This is a genomic window from Liquorilactobacillus aquaticus DSM 21051 (genome assembly GCF_001436755.1).
Taxonomy (GTDB): domain Bacteria; phylum Bacillota; class Bacilli; order Lactobacillales; family Lactobacillaceae; genus Liquorilactobacillus; species Liquorilactobacillus aquaticus.
Map to the genome: position 1 here is coordinate 1 of NZ_AYZD01000004.1, position 18,682 is coordinate 18,682.

Sequence of the window (18,682 nt, forward strand, 5' to 3'; positions counted from 1 at the left end):
CTGAAGCTTTTTCACCCCCACAAGTAAAACTTGTGGTTTATTCGCAGATATAAAAAAAAAATAACAGGTCTGCGGCAAGACCTAAGTTCTGCGGCAAGACCTGTTAATCAATGAATTAATTAATCAAAAAATAATTTCTTCTAGTACTTTTCAGATGTCAATTTGCTTATTTTTTAAGCAGATCACGAATTTCTTCCAACAGTTGAACTTCTGGTGTAGTAACTGTAGCTTCCTCTTCCTTCTTGCGGATCAAGAATCTATTAACTCCCTTTACCAGCAAAAAGACAATAAATGCAACAATCAAGAAATTAATCACCGCATTGATGAAGCTGCCAAATCTGAATGTAGCATCCCCTACTCTGAAAACCCAGTCTGAAAAGTCAATTCCACCAATAAAAATACCGATCAATGGATTGATAAGATAATCAACTAAAGATTTTACAATTGAAGTAAACGCTCCACCGATAATGACACCAACAGCTAAATCGATCACATTTCCGCGCGCAATAAATTCTTTGAATTCTTTAATCAACACAAATGCCCCCCTATATGCATATTCTAACCTAATTTAACAAAAAATATCAATTTTTTCAACTTTTCAAATCTTTTATCCTACCTCTCGTTAGCTAGAAATTCCCAAAAGAGCGAGTATAAAACTTTCCTAACTCACATGTACTATGCTACATTTAAGAAAAGAAAAGGAAGGATTATCCAAAATGACACAAAACTATCATCAGCTCTCGTCCGCTAAAGTCTTAACCGATTTGAAAACAACCGATCAAGGCCTCAAAGGTAAGGAGATTAAAGCTAGACTGACAAAGTTCGGTCAAAATGCTTTAACTGAACAAAAAAGCACTTCTCTCTTGCAAAAGTTCATTAGTCAGTTTAAAGACCTAATGATCATCATTTTAATGATGGCAGCGGTAATAGCCTTTTTTGCAGGCGATGCTTCTGATGCCGTGATCATTTTCTTAGTAGTTATTTTAAACGCTGCTTTCGGGGTCTTTCAAGAAGCTAAAGCAGAAAATGCTATCAACGCCCTCAAAGAAATGACTACTCCATCTTCACGCGTTCGACGTGACGGGAAAATCCAAACTATCAAAAGTTCTGAGCTTGTTCCCGGTGATATTGTCTTACTCGAAGCAGGTGATATTATTCCTGCCGATTTGCGGTTTATCAAAACCAACTCTTTAAAAGTTGAAGAAGCTGCTTTGACCGGTGAGTCTGTTCCAGTCGATAAAAATGATCTTCCTATCGAAGCAGAAAAACTCCCTATAGGTGATCGACATAATTTAGGATACATGAACACGAATGTCACTTATGGAACCGGTGAAGGTGTCGTTACTGCAACCGGTATGCAAACCGAGGTTGGCCATATTGCTAATATGCTGAACAGCGTTGACAAATCAATTACACCTCTACAAAAAAGTATTATCCATTTGAGTAAAATATTGAGTGTTCTTGTTTTAGTCATAGCAGCCCTTGTTTTTGTTATCGGTATTGTAGCCGAGCGTGCTTCTATACTTGAAATGCTTTTAACTTCTATTTCATTAGCTGTTGCCGCTATCCCAGAAGGACTACCAGCGATTGTTACAATTACTCTGGCCTTAGGAACTCAAGCAATGGCCAAGCGGAATGCATTGATTCGCAAATTACCTGCCGTAGAAACTCTAGGTACAACTGAAATCATCGCTTCAGATAAAACCGGTACACTGACGCAAAATAAAATGACGGTTGAAAAGATTTACCAAGATACTCTCTTGCAGGATGCCCGTCAAGCCAATCTCAGCCTTAAAAATCATTTGGCTCAAATCATGATCCTTGCTAATGATAGCCAGGAATCAGATCAAGGCCTCGTAGGAGACCCTACTGAAACAGCTCTTATCCAGTACTATCTGAATAAAGATCTGCCTGTCGACGAAGTTACCCAAGAATTCCCGCGTGTTACTTCGCTTCCATTCGATTCGACACGAAAATTAATGTCCGTCGTCGTCTCAAATAATGATCAACAATTGATTATGACAAAAGGTGCCGTGGATGAATTATTGAAACGTGTTACCAAGATTGAAGAAAATGGGAAAGTACGTGCATTCACCAAAAAAGACAGCGACCAAATTTTGAATACCAATCACGCGCTTGCACAACAGGCCCTCCGTGTCTTGGCTTTTGCTTATGCACCTGCAAAAAACATTGACACGTCTATCAATTATGAGTCTTCTGAGATTGAAAAAGATTTGATCTTTGTCGGTATGATCGGCATGATCGATCCTGAAAGGCCTGAGGCAAAAGATGCAGTTGCAGAAGCTAAAAATGCAGGAATACGTCCAATCATGATAACTGGTGACCATAAGGATACCGCAACTGCGATTGCTAAGCGTCTGCAGATCATCGACGAAGGAAATAGCGGTGTTATCACAGGAAATGAACTTGATCAGCTCTCTACAGAGCAGTTAGACGCCACTGTCGATCAGTACTCTGTTTACGCACGTGTTGCTCCAGAACATAAAGTTCGGATTGTTAAAGCATGGCAGAAAAAAGGAAAAATAGTTGCGATGACCGGTGATGGCGTTAATGATGCACCCGCTCTTAAAACAGCTGACATTGGTGTTGGGATGGGTATCACAGGTACTGAAGTTTCGAAAAATGCCAGCGATATTGTTCTTGCTGACGACAATTTTGCAACGATTATTGTTGCAGTCAAGGAAGGGCGCAAAGTCTTTGCTAATATTCAAAAGGCTATCCAGTATCTTTTATCAGCTAATCTCGGTGAAGTTCTCACTCTTTTCTTCATGACAATGCTTGGTTGGGATATCTTCGCACCCGCTCAGATTTTATGGATAAATCTTGTGACAGATACATTCCCAGCTATTGCACTTGGAGTTGAAAAAGCCGAAGCTAATATGATGAAGAATAAACCACGTGGAAATAAATCCAGTTTCTTCGGTGACGGAGTGATGTCAAGTATCCTTTATCAAGGACTGCTTGAAGGTGGATTAACACTTGGGGTTTATCAATTGGCGCTGACCTTCCCGTTCCATAGTTCATATGCGTTGATTCATGCAGACGCTTTGACGATGGCTTTTGCAACACTTGGTTTAATACAATTATTCCATGCATTCAACTCAAAATCGATCCATGGATCAATTTTTAGAAAAGACTTGTTTAACAATCGAATGTTTAATTGGTCGATTTTGATTTCTGGAATATTATTATTTGCAACAATCTTCGTTCCAGCCTTCAATGATACATTCAAAGTTACCCCCCTTGCTCCTCAGCAATGGCTAGTCGTTCTACTTGGTGGGTTAATGATGTTAGTTATCGTTGAAATCGTCAAGTTCTTCCAACGGTTATTATTGAAAAAATAAACTTACTCAACAAAGTTCCGCGCAAAAAAACAGTATCCTTTTATAGTTTAGTCAGAACACTCAATCTATGAGTGTTCGACATCTGCCTAATAGAAGGCTTGCTGGTATGGCTATTACAAACTAAATCTAACTAGTGAATATATCTTAATTTATGTAATGTAAGCTTGAAAAACCAAGGGCTAGTTCAAAACTTCTGTTTTGAACTAGCCCTTGGTTTTTATTTATCTAAAAGGTCGAAAACATTCGATCAATCTCTGTGAAATCGTCATGACTTAAATTGATATCTGCTGCTTTGATATTGCTTAAAACCTGTTCTTGCGTACGCGCGCCTGGAATAACAATATCTATGCTTGGTGAATCCATATACCAAGCCAAAATAATTTGTGCAACTGTTGCGTTATACCTTGTGGCTATCTTGCGCACTCTTTCTAAATTATCAATAATCGTTTTATACTGTGTTCCCGAAAAATTCTTAAATTTATTTTGGTCATTCAGAGAATACTTTCCCGTTAGCAGTCCAGCTGCTAATGGAAAATAAGGTACAAAAGCGATATTGTTTTTTTCTAAATATGGAAAAAGCTCTTTTTCTGCGTTTCGATGAACTAAACTGAAGTTATCCTCTACAACATCAACTTCACCGTTTTTATTGGCCTCTTTTATTTGTTCAAGTGAAAAATTTGAAACACCTATAGCCCTAATTTTTCCTTCTCTCTTCAAATCAGCCAAAGCCCCGACGGCCTCATCCTTTGGTGTTTTCTCATCTGGAAAATGAATATAAAAAATATCAATATAGTCCGTTTTGAGTCTTTTAAGAGCTTCATCTACGGCGTTTTTCAAAAAAGCGGGAGAATTGTTATTCTTTAAATTATTTTGTTTATCTTGAGCTGCTTTGGTTGCAATAGCAACTTGTGCACGATCATAGTTTTGGAGTACGTCACCAATTATTTCTTCCGAACGGCCTAGGCCGTAGGCATACGCCGTATCTAAGAGAGAAACCTTTCTATCTAAGGCAGTTTTTATAACTGCATAGCCATTCTCATCTTTTAAATTCTTGAAAAGGTTATGTCCACCGACCTTATTAGTACCCAACCCTAATTTTGATGTTATGACATCACTTTTACCTATCTTTACCTTCTCTGTCATTAGCTGCCTCCTTCAAAAGATCTATTGTCATTATAAAACCTCTTTCAATGGCATTGGAACATATCTGCTCAAGTGAAGATTACAGTACTTTTTCAGCTGGCATAAAGAATGGAACAAATTTAGGTACCCACTCAATTCTCACCGGCAGATTTGGCCCCGGATCTCCGTCAATCCTTGTTCCTGCAGCTTTGCCGTCAGTTGTTTTTATAATTACTTTTTTCAAATCAAATGAGGTCAATGTTGTTGATCTGCGCAAGTTGCCAGTTAAAGCAAAATAGCCGTAATTTAACAACTTGCTGACTTTCATATTATTTAACATTGTCACATGAAGAGCGCTGCTTCCTGTCCCCAGATATTGACGTCCACCAATAAAATTAGTCGTGGTCACTAAGCAGAACCATACCTTGGCTGGCAAAGAAAAAAGATCGTTATAAAATTCTGTCTCATAGGAATGGTTGCGACGCAAATTTTTAACTGCATTCCACCCATAAATTGCCAAACCATATTTTTTCTTTTCACTCTGCCGAACATCGTTGGAAATATTTGCCAAACTACCAAAAGCCAAGGAACTTACGATCGCCTGCCCATTACATTTACCTATTCCTACTGATTGCAGGTTTTTATCCAGAATGACTTCAAAAGCCTTGTCTGTGTTTAATGGGATTCCCCATTTTTGAGCAAAATTATTAACTGTCCCATTGGGAATAAGCCCAACTGGAACACTTTTCCCAGCACGAACAAACGCTGTCAAAGCCGCGTTAAGTGTTCCGTCACCTCCAATACAAATCAACCCACGTATTTGAGGCAATTCAATTAGCAGCTTTTTTATAGCTTCTTCACGACTCCCTGCTGATAATTGTTCGACCTTTTGTCCCTTTAATCGTAATTTACCCTGAATATCATCAGCTATTTGCTGCGCCCTACCATTTCCCGCACGCGGATTAAAAAAGAGCATATATTTTTGTCGCATTACTTTTCCCCTTTCTTTATTTATGGCGCATTCTTTTAATCTCAAGATACCACATATAATAGCAAGGTTCCTCTTTTCGGCCTTTTGGCCTTCGACCAAAAAAAATTTTTTGGGTTTTTTTATTTTATGAGGCAAACCTAAAAAATGTTTTCAATACGTACAGTTTGGTGTACAATAGTTTCTGTGCTCAGGAAATCTGAAAGGTGGTATTTAAATTGAGCGAAAATAATTCAAAGCCAAGGAAACATAAGCTGATAGAATATGCTAATGGTCCTTCGCTAGAAGAGATTAACAGTACCGTTGAAGTTCCAAAGGGAAAAGGATTCTGGAGAACATTGTTTGCTTACTCCGGTCCAGGTGCACTTGTTGCTGTCGGCTATATGGATCCAGGTAATTGGTCAACTTCGATCACTGGTGGACAAAATTTTCAATATTTATTAATGTCCGTTATCCTAATGTCAAGTTTGATTGCGATGCTCCTTCAATACATGGCAGCTAAACTTGGTATTGTGAGCCAGATGGATCTCGCACAGGCAATTCGTGCAAGAACCAGTAAATCACTAGGTATTGTGTTGTGGATTCTAACCGAATTAGCTATTATGGCAACCGATATCGCTGAAGTTATTGGGGCCGCAATTGCTTTATACCTTCTGTTTCATATTCCTTTAGTTATTGCTGTATTTATTACTGTATTTGATGTTTTACTATTGCTCTTATTAACCAAAATTGGATTTCGGAAGATCGAAGCAATCGTTGTCTGCTTGATTTTAGTTATTTTAGTTGTTTTTGTCTATCAAGTAGCTTTGTCTGATCCCAACTGGGGTGGCGTCATCAAAGGATTGATTCCAACTGCTGACACATTCTCAAGTAAAAAAAGTGTTGGTGGCGAGACTCCCTTGACAGGTGCCTTAGGTATCATTGGTGCTACTGTTATGCCACATAACTTGTACCTGCACTCTGCAGTTTCTCAAACTCGTAAAATCGATCACAGCAAAGAAGAAGAAGTTGCTCAAGCAGTTAGATTCTCTGCTTGGGATTCAAACATTCAGCTGACAGCAGCTTTCTTTGTTAATTCGCTCTTGCTAATCATGGGTGTTGCCGTCTTTAAGACTGGTGCAGTAAAAGATCCCTCATTCTTTGGACTTTTCCAAGCTTTATCTGATACTTCGACCTTAAGTAATGGTCTTTTGATAAGCGTTGCCCGTTCCGGTATTTTATCAACATTATTTGCTGTTGCGCTCTTGGCTTCAGGTCAAAACTCGACCATTACGGGTACTTTAACTGGTCAAGTTATCATGGAAGGATTTGTTCATATGAGAATGCCTTTATGGTTGCGCCGTTTAGTGACACGTCTGATATCGGTTATCCCTGTGCTAATTTGTGTTAGCATGACGAGCGGACAAAGCGCAATTGCTGAGCATACCGCACTCAACAACCTAATGAACAATTCGCAAGTTTTTCTAGCCTTCGCCTTGCCATTCTCGATGCTTCCGTTATTGATGATGACCAACAGTCGGATTGAAATGGGAAATCGTTTTAAAAATGCACTTTGGATAAATATCTTAGGCTGGTTCTCCGTAATTTCCTTAACAGTCCTCAATATGAAGGGGTTACCGGACCAAATCGAAGCTTTCTTCGGTGACAACGCATCTAAGGCACAATTAGCTTTCGCCGATAAGATTGCATATGTTTTAATTGTTGCTGTTTTGGCGTTATTAATTTGGACGATTTACGATTTGCATCGCGGTAATAAACGTGTTGCTGCCAAGCTTAAAGCGTCTGAATAACTGTAATACCGTATATCGGATCCAAGAATGGAGTTGAATTAATACTATGGAAGATTTTAAAAAGATTTTAGTAGGTGTTGATGATTCTGCCGATGCTCTTTTAGCTTTCCGTTACGCTATCAGAAGAGCTAAAAATGATAATGCAGAGTTAATTATTGTATCAGTCCTTGAAAGCCATGAGATGAATGTTTTTGAAGCTCTAGATAAAGATTATATTCATGGTGAGCATGCAGATCTGGAAAAACATATTTTGAAGTATCAACATGAAGCACAGACAGCTGGGGTTGAAAGAGTCAGTGCGGTTGTTGCTGAAGGTGAAGCAGGTGAAACAATTGTCAAAGATGTTATTCCGCATGTAGAACCAGATTTACTTATTATCGGCTCACAATCTAAAAAGGGAATAGCTAAGCATTTTGGAAGCCAGGCCGCATACATGGCTAAGTATGCACCTATTTCCGTTTTAGTTATCCGCTGATTAAACAGCATCTTAATTTAAAACTTGTAAGCAAAATCAAAAAATTGATTCAAAATAAAAACATTCCCAAAGTTTTTCATCTAAACTTTGGGAATGTTTTTATTTTACTTAGTTTGATCGTGTATCGCTACAAAAAAGCTGAAAACAAAACATGAGACTTTATCCTCAACCTGCCTTGTTTCCAGTCTCTTTTATTCGCAGCAAGAGCCACAGACCATTTCTGGTCATGAAGCCTTAAAGTCAAACTCCCGTTAAGATCTCGAAAGGAAGAATGACACTACCAAAACCAAGATAATTGCACCTATAACTGATGGAATAATAGCCATTCCTGCTACTTGCGGACCCCAAGAGCCCAAAACAGCTTCACCAACAACAGAACCGACTAAACCAGCAATAATATTACTGATCCACCCCATCGATTTACCTTTATTCGTGATCGCACCTGCAAGTGCGCCAATAATTGCACCAATAATCAATACCCATAACCAATGCATTAAAACTCCCCCTATCTAAATAATTTTCTAATCTTTTCACAAAACAAACAGGACAAGACTTTTAGAAGCATTGCCCTACAACCGTACTCAGCAAGCAACTTTCAAGAACGTGTCACAAAGACGTCAAAGATTGACTTTTAAGACACGCTATCTTTGAAAATCACAACCAAGCCTTAAGGCCTCAATACATAACTCATTCCTAATCGATTAATTATTCGGGAACGACCTAGTCCTTACCTTTTTTATCAACCTTGTCCTTTAAATCATCAACAGCATCTTTGACAGCATCTTTAGCATCGCTTAACTTATCCTTTGCTTTACCAAGAACGCCTTGTGCTTTACCTTGTGCTTCGCGAGCCTTATCGCCGGTTGCTTTACCTTCAACTTCTTTTGCCTTACCTGCAACTTTATCTTTTGCGCTATCAACTTTTTCTTCTTGACTCATAGCAGCAACCCCCTTCAAAATTTAGGACAAGAGAACACTTTAACTGTCACAATAGACAACAAATCACAAAATGTTCTCTAACCTCTAATAAAATCGTAACATTGAATAATATTATAAGCAATAATAGTGCTCAAGGCTTATAAACGTTCAAAAGATCACCTAAAAACTTTTGTTTCTTTTAAAGGAACATTTTTAAGCAGTTCACCGCGCACTATGATCCGATTATTTTCTCCTGTTTTCGCTGTCAGGCATGTAACTAACGTTATGAGTTTTTCACCAGGTACGTCTTCAATCCATTGTACTTGATACGCATCAACGACTCTTTTATCCGTCACACGATACTCGTAGACTCTTTTCCCATTGGTCAAATAAATCATGTTACCTTTTTTCACCTTTGCTAACGGAGAAAATAGGATGTTCGGATTACTCATATGGTGCCCAGCCAAAGCATAATTTCCCTGTCCCATTTTCTCCTCTTTTTTCATAGTTCCAGTACCCCGTAATAAATTTTCATTACGTATGCCGTAAAAAACTGGCAGCTTCAACTTTACTGCTGGGATAGCCAGCTTACCAATCGTTTGTTTATCGGCCGTCAACGCCTCCTTTACTTCAGAAGCACCAACCGGCTTAACTTTTTTAAAGTCAAAACTCGTTTTCTTTTTTTGCGCTTTAGCAAGCGATTGTGGTTTGCTCTTTAATGCCGTATGTGTCATATTATCAATGATCTTATCTTTGATCTGCTCGTTGAAAACTAAAGCCAGCCCAATCACTAATAGTAAGATCAATAGAAAAATTTTTATTGAATCTATCACCTTTTTTTTCATAATTCGCTCCCTACTTGTCTGAATAAACTTGTATCAAGTGCAAATGCACATTCTTTTACATTTACATTCTCGCACAATCATGTGCTTTTAACCAACGAGCAACTTTGGAGCTGCCACAAGATCAAACCCTGTTTTGTTTTTTCTCATTTTGAATAACAATAAAAAAAGGAAACGTTATATAAAACTAACGATTTCCTTTTTTATTGATTTTGTTACACTCTTACGGCACATCGTTTCACTTATTTAGAACTTCTCTGCTCTTTTTTTAATGAGACACTATAAATGTATGCACGCGCATATTTGACCAATTCTGTAACGATCAGAACAATTATTCCTGCTAATATTGGCACACCCCAACCGGCTAACCAACCAGGCGCTGTTGTATGGAAAATATCTTGCATAAACGGCAAATATATTATCCCAGCCTGTAAAACCAGTAAAACAGCTATAATATAAAACGCCATCTTATTCTGGAAGAAATATCTTGAAAATACTGGGTGGTTGTTACGCATATTAAAGAGATAGAAAATTTTCCCAAAAACGATCACATTCAATGTCATCGTACTTCCAACGACTTCTGACATCCCCTGCATGGTCATTATGTTATAAGCAATCATACCTAAGCTTGAGATGAGCAGTGAAACATAAGCAATTTCAATCACATCTGTTCTGGTTAAAATACCTTGATTAACTTTTCGCGGACCACGTGCCATTATTCCCTTTTCAGCCGGTTCGAAAATAAACGCAAACTGAATCGTTAGTGCAGACACCATATTTATCCACAATAACTGTGTCGGATAAAGCGGCATTGTTTGATCTAATAAAATACTCATGACAACAATCAAACCCTCTGCGAAGCTTGTCGGCAACAGAAAACGAATTGTTTTACGAATGTTGTCAAAAATATGTCGTCCTTCTTTGACAGCCGTTAATATCGTTGTAAAATTATCATCTGCTAAAACCATATCCGCTGAGCTCTTGGCGACATCAGTCCCTTTGATTCCCATGGCAACTCCGATATCCGCTTGCTTCAATGCTGGTGCATCATTGACACCATCACCTGTCATTGAGACAACATTTCCTCTTCGCTGCTGCGCTCTGACAATTTTCAGCTTATCACTAGGGGTTGTCCGCGCAAAAACCGTGTACTTATCGATTTCATTTGCCAATTGTTCTTCGGACATTTTATCTAGCTCTGGTCCTGTAATTGCGTTGACATTATCAGCCAATTCCAGTTGCTTAGCAATCGCCATTGCTGTATTAGGGTCATCACCAGTAATCATTTTCACTTTAATTCCTGCATACCTTAACTTGCGGATCGCAGAAGCTACTTCCTGACGCGGCGGGTCAATGATACCCACCATTCCAATCAAATGGAAATTGCGTCCTATATCTGCTGTAATTATTTCATCTGCTTGGTCATCTGCAATCTGATATCCCAGCGCCACCACGCGTTTCCCTTGTTTCGTTAGCTGTTCCATTCTCGTCAACCATTTTTGCTTATCAATCTGAGTTCCATGCTTTTGCATCTTTTCGAAAAGAGTTTGCGGTGCGCCCTTAACCATCAGCACCTTCTTATCCTCCAGAAGTGCCAGTCTTGCCGAGTATCGAAAGGCTGAATCGAACGGTAATGAGTCGATCTCTTCAACAGAAGGGGCTGTCCCTGTAAACTTATGAAACAGACCCGTTAATGCCCCATCCGTTGGCTCGCCTGTCAACACCCACTGTCCGTCTTCTTCATGAAAGGAAGCATCAGTTGTCTGACCTGCAATATCAATTACCCACTTTAATTCCGCATTTTTCTTCCATTCAACCTCTTCGCCGTCTTCTTTTAAAATCTGACCAGTTGCATCGTATCCTACACCTGAAACAGTATATTGACCATCAGAAGTGATAATATCAGTGACGGTCATCTCATTTTTTGTCAGTGTTCCCGTTTTGTCTGTATTCACAATATTAACCGCACCTAGTGTCTCAACTGCAGGCAAGGTCTTAACAATAGCTTTCTTGCGTGTCAACTTTCTTGTCCCCATTGCTAAGACAACCGATACGCTTGCAGGCATACCTTCTGGCATCGAGCCGACAATCATTGTAATTACTGCAATCAAAAGTGTAGGCAAGCTATACACTTGAAGAAAAGCTCCTAAAACAAACAAAATAACTGCTACAGCAACAATAGCTAGTGAAAGCGCCCATCCTAATTTATTCAGGTTCTGCATTAAAGGTGTCGCTTTGCCTTTTACATCGACCACATCCTGTTGAATGCGTCCAATTTCCGTCTCTGTACCTGTAGCCACAACAATCCCAACGCCTGAACCGCTGGTAACTGAAGTCGAAGCAAAAGCCATATTCGTTCGTTCCGCCAATGGTAATGCATCAAGTTCAATCGCATCTTCAGTTTTATTAACAGAATCAGTCTCACCGGTTAAATTAGATTCCTGAATTTTCATGTTGTCTGCCGAAACTAGACGTAAATCCGCAGGAACCGCATCTCCAGCTTCAAGATGAATAATATCACCAGTTACCACTTGTTTTGAAGGCAGTTCCAATTTATGCCCATCTCGTATGACATAACATTCAGACACCAAAAGTTCTTTAATCTTATTAAGTGCATTATCTGCTGAGACTTCTTGAAAAAAGCCAACCAGCGCGTTTGCAATAATTACAGCACCAATAACGATTGAATCCGGATAATGACGCAACAGAAGGGTCACAACAGCCGTTGCAGCTAAGATATAAGTAATACTGTTGTTAAACTGTTTAAAAAACAGCAACCAATTAGAGGTCTTTTTAGAAACTAGTTCATTCTTACCATTTTCATTAAGCCTGCGTTCGGCCTCTGCATCAGTTAATCCCTGCTTTAAATCCGTTTTGAACTCTGTCTCAAGTTCTTCTGTTTTCTTTTTCCAAAGACGCTGTCCAGGTCCAGAGTCGTCGCTGTCGTTGCTTGTTTCTACTAAATTTTTTTGCTTTTCTTCTTGCATAAAACCATCCTTTTTATCTTTATAGTATTTTTATCGATCAGGTATATGGTATGCTATTTTTTTACACTTGATGTTCTACACCTCCATCAATTTATTATCACAGCTAATATACTCCCTAAAAAAGAGTGAATTATATAGATATATTATAACTTATCCCGTTATGGAATGAGAACTTTTTTGGCTTACAGAAATTGAGTACTAACTAATATCAATTCAATTTGATTGATATCAGTACATTTTTGTTAAATAATAATCTAGTGGTTTTTTTCAGAATCGCTAAATAAACAAAGGATGGTCACTTTATGAAAAACAAGGCACGAAATTGGATCATGATTGCAATCTTCATTGCGACTTTCATGACCTCCGTGGAGATAACAATTGTCACTACTGCACTCCCCTCAATTATCAGTGAGTTGCATGGGCTTGCCTACCAAAGCTGGATCATGAGTACCTACTTGCTGACAACTGCTATAACCACTCCTATTTATGGAAAATTAGCAGATAGTTGGGGGCGAAAAAGGGTTTTTCAGATTGGAGTAATTCTTTTTACCCTAGGATCTTTTTTAAGTGGTCTATCTCCATCTATTCTTTTTTTGATCTTAGCACGTGCTCTACAAGGACTAGGGGCAGGCTCTATTATTCCATTGACCTTTACTATCATTGCTGACATGTACTCTTTTCAAAAGCGTGCCAAAATTATGGCATTTAATAATACTGCTTGGGGGCTCTCGGCCTTGCTCGGCCCTCTGCTTGGAGGCTTTCTAGTCGACACACTTAGTTGGCACTGGGTCTTTTTCGTCAATGTCCCACTTGGTGTTCTCATTTTTCTAGTCATCACTTTCAAGTACACAGAAACCCTGACTGTCAAAACTGGTTTACTTATCGATTGGTATGGTATTTGCTGGCTTTCAATTTCGCTAATCTCTTTACTGATTGGTATTCAAAAGATCGACGCCAATATATGGCTTGCCGCCATTTTGTTTATTATCTCATTGCTAAGCTGTTTCTTACTCATTAAGCAGGAGAAACATGTCTCAGATCCGCTGATTCCATTTAAAATATTTAAAAACCCGACTTTTTCAATTCAGGTTATTACTTCAACTCTTCTCAGCGGCATACTTATCGGATATCAAATATATTTTCCTATTTGGCTTCAGTCTCTCTATCGTGTTCCTGCAACCATCTCTGGCCTTGTTGTTACCTCAAGCTCGGTTATGTGGCTGTTTGCTTCATTTCTTGTTGGAGGATTACTTAAAAGATTTTCACCCAAAAACATTATTTTGACGGTTGTTTCGATCCAGTTTCTTGCATATCTTGCATTGCTTTTTATTAATTCTTCATTCCCGTATTGGGGTTTTTATATCATTGCTGCAATCAGCGGATTCGGTATGGGGATCGTCATCAGTATAAATATTATGCTGAGCCAGCATCTCGTCAGCAAAAAATTGTTAGGATCTGCGACAGCAATTATCACTCTAGGCCGAACACTTGGTCAAACTCTAATGATCGGTGTTTATGGTGCTGTTTTGAATCTCTTTCTTAGGTTCCAACTACATGACGTAAAGTTCGCAGCAATCAACCGCTTCATCAGTTCAACTAATCAGGTCAACACACATTATCAGAAAATATTTGCACCAATTATTCTTAATTCATTACATGCTGTTTTTGGTGTTGTTAACCTGCTGTTTGTTATTATTTTATTGTTAAACATACTAGACCCTAACAAAAAAATTATCCGCTAAGCTGAGTCCACTCGCCTCATTCATAAACATTTAACTTTCTTTGCCATAGCTATAATCCTTGATTAGCATTGGCAAAGAAAGTTTTTTTATTTCTATAAAAAAACCCACCCTCATAAATCAGTTTTTTACTCATTCGTTACATGCAAAACACAACAACATTACATTCAACACCTATACTGGGACCGTAACAGAAATCATAAGGAGTGAGCACATGTCTATTGAGTTAAAAAACATTGCTAAAACATATGATAACAAGAATTGGATTCTAAAAGATATTAACACAAAAATTGAAACCGGTGAATTTTTCGCAATCGTTGGGCCTTCTGGCTGCGGTAAAAGCACCTTGTTGCGAATGATTGCCGGTCTCATACCCATTTCAAGCGGCGATTTACAGATCGATAACCGCTCTGTAATAAACCTGCCCCCACGAGAACGTAATTTAACAATGGTTTTCCAAGATTATGCTTTGTTCCCTTTTCTTGATGTTGAAGCTAATGTTGGTTTTGGACTTAAAGCACGCAAAATGCCAGAACTTAAGATTAAAAAAAGAGTTGCACATGCTCTTGAGCTAGTCGATTTGACAGCATTAAAGACTCGAAAGCCCCGTGAACTATCAGGTGGTCAACGACAACGTGTAGCGTTAGCACGAGCAATTGCCAGTGATGCAAAAATCTGTCTGATGGATGAACCACTCTCTAACCTTGACGCACAATTGCGTGGGAAAATGCGTTCAGAAATCCGTGAATTACAACAGCGTCTCGGACTGACTCTAATCTATGTTACTCATGATCAGATTGAAGCTATGACTATGGCTGACCGTATTATGGTCTTAAACAATCAACAAGTTCAGCAGGTCGGTTCACCGCTAGATATCTATCAGCATCCATCTAATTCATTTGTTGGTACTTTTTTTGGAACACCACAAATGAACATTCTAAAAGCCCATTGTCCGCATACACATAACCAGCAACTGATAATCGATCCCTTTCTTACTTTTCAATCACCGCTCGATTTACCGGCAGGAGACTATTTTGTCGGAGTTCGTCCAGTTGACTTTGACCTCACCACCCACGTCACTCGAACCAATGCCTTTGTCAGAAGTGTTGAATATTTAGGAAACGAATTTATCATATACATCAAACTTGATGACAGCGCAGAAATCAGAGTCGTAACCTCAGAAAAAATTGATCTCAATTCTAATGAACGAGTTCTAATCAGACCAAAAAACAAATTTTTCATTTTCGATCATTCTGGTAAAACCATTTCATTCATGAAAGGAGTTCAGAACAATGGAAGAACCTCTAAACAGGAAACTCAAGCCATTATCCAATAAAAGTGTGACTTTAAAAACACAAAGTATTGAAAAGAGCAGCTATGATGTAAATGCGCATGATAAATTTTACGCATGGTTCTTTTTAGGTCCCTCTTTAGTAATCCTAAGCATTTTTGTTTTTTATCCCATGATGCGCACACTTTATTTAAGCTTCTTTTTAACAAATAGTTTAGGGCATCCCTCTGTTTTTGTGGGTTTCAGCAACTACATCAATTTACTGACCTCAAGTGCTTATCTTGACAGCCTCACAGCAACACTCATTTATGTTATTGCGGTTTCAATATTGACACTCGTTTTCGGATTATTGCTGGCTCAAACTGCTTCAAAAAAAATCGCTGGTATTAATATCTTTAGAACTATTTTTTCGGGAACAATGGGGGTTTCAGTTTCCGTTGCAGCTATTTTCTGGTTGTTCATCTTTAATCCCTCTATTGGGCTGCTTGATCAAGTAGCCTCCTTTTTCCATCTTCCGACGATCAATTGGCTGACACAACCCAGTTGGGCTATGACCGCGGTGATCATCTCGACTGTTTGGATGAATTTAGGGTTTACTTTTTTAATTTTTTTTGGTGCATTCCAATCTGTTCCTAAGTTTTTTTATGAAGCAGCAGAGATCGAAGGCCTTTCCAGATCATATCAGTTTTTTCATATCACACTTCCAATGATATCTCCTACTATTTTCTTTATTTCGATCATCACACTCATAGAATCCTTCAAGAGTTTTGGTCTAATTGATCTGATGACTGCTGGAGGGCCGAATAATGCGACCAATTTGCTGGTATATCGTATTTACCAAGATGCCTTTCTAAGCGGCAATTACGGCTCTGCAAGCACTCAATCTGTTATTCTTGCCATAATTATCGCATTGTTTACATTAATACAATTTAAGCTGTTAGAGAAAAAGGTGACCTATTAATGCTTAATATTACAGAACAATCAAAAAAAGAACTCTGGCTGCGCTACATTGTCTTAACTATTCTAGCAGCCATTATACTCATCCCCTTCCTTATCGGTTTTTGGACAAGTCTTCTCCCTACCGAAGATATTTCAAAAGGATCGCTTTGGAGCACACATATTTCTTTAGATAACTATGTAACTGCGTTTACACAAACACCTATTATCCGTTATTTGCTCAATAGTTTTATCATTTCGCTCTTAACCATGCTTAGCCAACTTTTTTTCTGTTCAACAAGCGCGTATGCTTTTGTTTTTTTGAAATTCAAAGGGCGCAACTTATTATTCTATGCTTTTTTGGCAACTATGATGCTTCCCTTTGAGGCCGAAGTAATTCCCAACTTCACAACTGTTCGCAACCTGAATCTGTTGAATCATTACTCAGTAATGATTATTCCTTTCCTGACATCAGCCTTTGGAACCTTCATGCTGCGGCAATCATTCCTACAGATACCAGGTGAATTAAAGGAAGCTGCTGACATCGAAGGGTTGTCACACTGGAAAATCTACGCAAGAATTGTCTTGCCATACTCGCGTATAAGCCTCTATACTCTTGCAGCATACAGTTTTCTTACAAGCTGGAATCAATATCTCTGGCCTATGCTGACTACCTTTAGCGACAACTTTCGTCCAGTTCAAGACGGATTACGGCAGTTGCAATCTCAAGAATCCTTCAATAATTGGGGGATGATCCAAGCCAGTGCCGCCATTGTGGTTATTCCAACCCTAGTTGTTTTATTTTTTGGTCAGCACTTTTTTAAGAATGGTTTAAATGAAGGAGCCTTAAAATGAAACATTTTTGCAGATTATCTAGAGGTTGCCCCATTATCCGAAAATTATTGTTGTCAGCTTTTGCATTAGCTCTGACACTCGTTTTCTTAAATACACATGTGAACGCCGCTGAACGTACAAAGGTCATTTTCTGGCATGAAATGACCGGCCCAGCTCAGGAACAACTTAATAAGTTTGTCGCCAATTACAATCAATCGCAAAACAAATATACGATCGTTCCACAATTTGAAGGGAATTACAATGAGGTAGTCCAAAAGTTTTTAAATACCCATGGTACAGATGCTTCTCCTGCACTTTTTCAGTCCATGGATATTTCAACCAATCAGATCTCCAGCAGTAACTACACAACCCCTGTTCAAAAATTTATCGATGAAAATAATTATGATGTCAGCAAAATTTCAGCCGTTGCACGGGCCTTTTATTCAAAGAATGGAAGTCAGCTTTCAATGCCATTTAACACATCGCAACCAGTGTTGTATTATAATGCTAGTTTGTTAAAAAAATACAAAATAACACCACCACCAATCAATCCAAGTTATAGCGACATAACTCGGGTTGCTCAACAACTTTATCAACGATCCGGTAAGAAAGTAAAGGGATTAAGCATCGAAATATACGGTTGGTTCTTCGAACAGTTCCTCGCTAATTCTGGTGTGGCCTTAGCTAACAATGCCGATGGACATGAGGGGACTCCGACTTCTGTCAGCTTTGATAATCCAGCAGCTGTTGCAGCTATGCGCTGGATTCAAACAAATATCAAAAGCGATGCTTTCATGAACTATGGATCAGGTTCAAATGCTTCTGCCAACGAGATGGCCGGGTTTTTGGCAGGAAAACTAGGAATGTTTTTGCAGTCATCTTCAAGCATAAGCCAGTTGACTGCAGGAACGAAAGATAAAATTGGTGTCACTTACTACCCACATCCAGACAATAAAAAAGCAAACGGGGTATCAATTGGGGGAGCATCATTATGGATTTCAAATGATAAATCTGCCCAAGTACAACGTGGAGCTTGGAACTTCATTAAATATCTGATGACACCTAAAAATCAAGCCGCTTGGCAGGTTTCTACTGGTTATCTTGCACTTAATCAAGATTCGCAAAAAGAAGCGGTTCTGCAAAAACTCTATCACCGCTATCCTAGTAGCAAAGTTTCCAGTGATCAGTTGCGTAAAACAATGCCTAACACAACCAATTCTGGTATTTTCATGCAAGGGCTGATTCAGGAACGAACATTTATTCAAACGGCGATGGAACAGATATACAATGGTGGAGATATTCAAAAAGCATTAACAGAGGCTCAACAGTCAATGAATACCGCTGTGAAGTCTGCTAATAAAGCTAATAAGGCTAAAAATTAGTTTGCCTAAAGAA

Annotated in this window: 15 protein-coding genes; 8 read left to right on the forward strand and 7 right to left on the reverse strand. The window is 38.7% G+C overall.

The genetic code is table 11. The features are described from left to right. Positions 1-166: 166 nt before the first annotated feature. Positions 167-532 (reverse strand): large-conductance mechanosensitive channel protein MscL, encoded by a 366-nt coding sequence (gene mscL, locus FC19_RS01090; protein WP_057875226.1) that lies wholly within the window; start codon positions 530-532, stop codon positions 167-169. 184 nt (positions 533-716) lie between these two features. Here mscL and FC19_RS01095 point away from each other — a divergent pair, with 184 nt between their 5' ends. Beyond that, positions 717-3,365 carry a cation-translocating P-type ATPase gene (locus FC19_RS01095; protein WP_057875152.1) on the forward strand — a complete coding sequence of 883 codons (2,649 nt, stop codon included), beginning with the start codon at positions 717-719 and terminating at the stop codon, positions 3,363-3,365. A gap of 225 nt (positions 3,366-3,590) precedes the next feature. Here FC19_RS01095 and FC19_RS01100 read toward each other — a convergent pair whose 3' ends face one another. Then, positions 3,591-4,508: an aldo/keto reductase gene (locus FC19_RS01100; RefSeq protein WP_057875153.1), complete on the reverse strand. Its 918-nt coding sequence runs from the start codon at positions 4,506-4,508 to the stop codon at positions 3,591-3,593. Positions 4,509-4,587: 79 nt separating this feature from the next. Continuing rightward, entirely contained in the window at positions 4,588-5,478 is an 891-nt protein-coding gene (locus FC19_RS01105; protein ID WP_057875154.1) for a diacylglycerol/lipid kinase family protein, read from the reverse strand. A gap of 215 nt (positions 5,479-5,693) precedes the next feature. Here FC19_RS01105 and FC19_RS01110 point away from each other — a divergent pair, with 215 nt between their 5' ends. Both FC19_RS01110 and FC19_RS01115 read left to right on the forward strand, forming a co-directional pair. Continuing rightward, a complete protein-coding gene (locus FC19_RS01110; RefSeq protein WP_057875155.1) occupies positions 5,694-7,265 on the forward strand; it encodes an Nramp family divalent metal transporter in 1,572 nt (523 codons plus the stop codon). A gap of 46 nt (positions 7,266-7,311) precedes the next feature. Continuing rightward, positions 7,312-7,740 (forward strand): universal stress protein, encoded by a 429-nt coding sequence (locus FC19_RS01115; protein WP_057875156.1) that lies wholly within the window; start codon positions 7,312-7,314, stop codon positions 7,738-7,740. A 251-nt stretch (positions 7,741-7,991) separates the two neighbouring features. Here the strand turns inward: FC19_RS01115 and FC19_RS01120 are convergent, their stop codons facing one another. The 4 genes from FC19_RS01120 to FC19_RS01135 form a co-directional block, all read right to left on the reverse strand. After that, a complete protein-coding gene (locus FC19_RS01120) occupies positions 7,992-8,234 on the reverse strand; it encodes a GlsB/YeaQ/YmgE family stress response membrane protein (RefSeq protein ID WP_057875157.1) in 243 nt (80 codons plus the stop codon). Between the two features lie 226 nt (positions 8,235-8,460). Next, positions 8,461-8,679, reverse strand: coding sequence for a CsbD family protein (locus FC19_RS01125; protein ID WP_057875158.1), 219 nt, complete (start codon positions 8,677-8,679; stop codon positions 8,461-8,463). A 155-nt stretch (positions 8,680-8,834) separates the two neighbouring features. Next, on the reverse strand, positions 8,835-9,503 hold the full coding sequence (locus tag FC19_RS01130) for a class A sortase (protein ID WP_057875159.1): 669 nt from the start codon (positions 9,501-9,503) through the stop codon (positions 8,835-8,837). A 239-nt stretch (positions 9,504-9,742) separates the two neighbouring features. After that, the gene (locus tag FC19_RS01135; protein WP_057875160.1) at positions 9,743-12,487 is read right to left on the reverse strand and encodes an HAD-IC family P-type ATPase; all 2,745 of its coding nucleotides are present in this window, start codon (positions 12,485-12,487) and stop codon (positions 9,743-9,745) included. Between the two features lie 302 nt (positions 12,488-12,789). On the opposite strand from FC19_RS01135, the gene FC19_RS01140 reads away from it, so the two are divergent. The 5 genes from FC19_RS01140 to FC19_RS01160 all read left to right on the forward strand — a co-directional run bounded on the left by FC19_RS01140 (position 12,790) and on the right by FC19_RS01160 (position 18,669). After that, positions 12,790-14,229: an MFS transporter gene (locus tag FC19_RS01140; protein ID WP_057875161.1), complete on the forward strand. Its 1,440-nt coding sequence runs from the start codon at positions 12,790-12,792 to the stop codon at positions 14,227-14,229. Positions 14,230-14,440: 211 nt separating this feature from the next. Continuing rightward, complete coding sequence (locus tag FC19_RS01145) at positions 14,441-15,562, forward strand: ABC transporter ATP-binding protein (protein WP_057875162.1); 1,122 nt, start codon at positions 14,441-14,443, stop codon at positions 15,560-15,562. Next, complete coding sequence (locus FC19_RS01150) at positions 15,519-16,478, forward strand: carbohydrate ABC transporter permease (protein WP_057875163.1); 960 nt, start codon at positions 15,519-15,521, stop codon at positions 16,476-16,478. The genes FC19_RS01145 and FC19_RS01150 overlap by 44 nt, the downstream gene beginning before the upstream one ends. After that, on the forward strand, positions 16,478-17,308 hold the full coding sequence (locus FC19_RS01155; RefSeq protein ID WP_057875164.1) for a carbohydrate ABC transporter permease: 831 nt from the start codon (positions 16,478-16,480) through the stop codon (positions 17,306-17,308). The genes FC19_RS01150 and FC19_RS01155 overlap by 1 nt, the downstream gene beginning before the upstream one ends. Beyond that, the gene (locus FC19_RS01160; RefSeq protein WP_057875165.1) at positions 17,305-18,669 is read left to right on the forward strand and encodes an ABC transporter substrate-binding protein; all 1,365 of its coding nucleotides are present in this window, start codon (positions 17,305-17,307) and stop codon (positions 18,667-18,669) included. The genes FC19_RS01155 and FC19_RS01160 overlap by 4 nt, the downstream gene beginning before the upstream one ends. The last annotated feature ends 13 nt before the right edge of the window (positions 18,670-18,682 follow it).